Below are 1,784 nucleotides of genomic sequence, written 5' to 3'. Positions count from 1 at the left end.
CCGCCGAGCGAGGTGGCTCTATACGCACCACCTCCCAAGTCCACAACCCGTTTTTCGAAAAAAGCATAGATTTCTGAGAGATCGGCGATTTCAAGCGCCACATTTAGGACGAGAACAGCATCGCAAGGAAAGAGGCGGAGGTACAATATGCCTCGTCAACACCGGTAATGGCGGCAACTTTATCCCCCGAGAGCCGATAACTCCGAGGGTTGGTGTGCAATTATTCCTTAAATTCGAGCATGTGCGATGCTTTTTTGCGCAAATGGCAGTCTTGCAGGTTGCAATGCAGCACGACGTTCGGCATAAAACCGCCAACTTAATGAGGTCGCCGCTGTGAACAGCACTTCACACATTGCAATGGTCACTTCGGCCGCCGCCCCTGTGGCCGGCGGCGCGCTGGCCCGCGCGGTACTCCTCGTATCGGTACTTATTACCCCGCTCCGACGAGCGGCGTGGATGCCTGTGACCTGACAAACAAAACCTAGTCAGCCCTGCACCACCCGCTCTCCGACTGGAAGCGGGTTTTTTAATGCGCGTTTTCAGCCTCCTGCCCCTCTCCCTCAGCGTACCGCACACAATGACCGACCAGACCAAGCCTTCTCCCAACTCTCGCAGCGCCTCGGTAACTGAAGGTCCGAGCCGCGCGGCAGCACGCTCCTATCTGCGTGCAGCCGGTATGCAGGATGGCGACTTCAAGAAGCCGATGATTGGCATCGTGAACACCTGGTCGACGGTGACGCCGTGCAACATGCATCTGGACCGTCTGGCCAAGGATGTGCGTCAGGGCGTCATCGATGCAGGCGGCTGGCCGGTGGACTTCAACACCATCGTGGTCACCGACGGCATTTCGATGGGCACGCCGGGGATGAAGGCGTCGCTGATCAGCCGCGAGGTTGTCGCCGACTCCATCGAGCTGGCCATCGAGGGGCACCAGCTGGACGGCGTTGTCTGCATCGTCGGCTGCGACAAAACCATTCCGGCAGCAGCGATGGCTCTGGCCCGCCTGAACATTCCGGGTCTGGTCTATTACGGCGGCACCATCATGCCTGGCCGCATCAATGGTCAGGAAGTCTCGGTTCAGGAAGTCTTTGAGGCGATCGGTGCCCACGGTGCCGGCACGCTGGACGACGAAGGGCTGAAGAAGGTCGAGAGTGCGGTGTGCCCCGGTGCCGGTGCCTGCGGTGGCCAGTTCACGGCCAACACCATGGCGATGGCTCTGTCGATGATGGGCATCTCGCCTATGGGTGCCAATGACGTTCCAGCCGTCGATCCCGACAAGGCTGCCGAGGGCTATCGCTGCGGCCAACTGGCTGTGGAGCGCGTCTTTGCAGGTGACAACGCGCGCAAATACATCACCCGCGCCAGCCTGAAGAATGCAGCCATAGCCTGCTCTGCCTCGGGCGGTTCGACCAATGCGGTGATGCACTTAACCGCCATCGCCGCCGAAGCCGGTGTCGATTTCGGTATCGAGGACTGCCACCAAGCCTGCATCGAGGCTCCGGTCATCTGTGACCTGAAGCCGGGTGGTCGTTTCCTGGCCTCGCACCTGTATGTCGCAGGCGGCACCCGTCTGGTTGCCAAGCGTCTGGCCGAAGCCGGCAAGATCGTGAACACCCCGACCGTCTCGGGCGAGAGCCTGTTCACTGCGGCCGCCAAGGCCGAGGAAGCGCCGGGCCAGCAAGTCGTTACCACCATCGACCAGCCGGTCATGGCGCGCGGCTCCTATGCCGTCATCTATGGCGACGTTGCCCCCGAAGGCGCGATCATCAAGCTGACCGGCCACA

Annotated in this window: 1 protein-coding gene; it reads left to right on the top strand. The window is 61.0% G+C overall.

The genetic code is table 11. From position 1 onward, the window contains the following. Positions 1 to 577: 577 nt before the first annotated feature. Positions 578 to 1,784, top strand: a 1,207-nt coding sequence (locus OB03_RS14490) for a dihydroxy-acid dehydratase domain-containing protein (protein WP_461344630.1), incomplete at its 3' end; no start/stop codon positions are given.

The sequence above is a fragment of the Brevundimonas sp. GN22 genome (assembly GCF_054824005.1).
The sequence above is the reverse complement of the archived record's forward strand: the minus strand, read 5'-3'. Positions and strand labels throughout refer to the sequence as shown.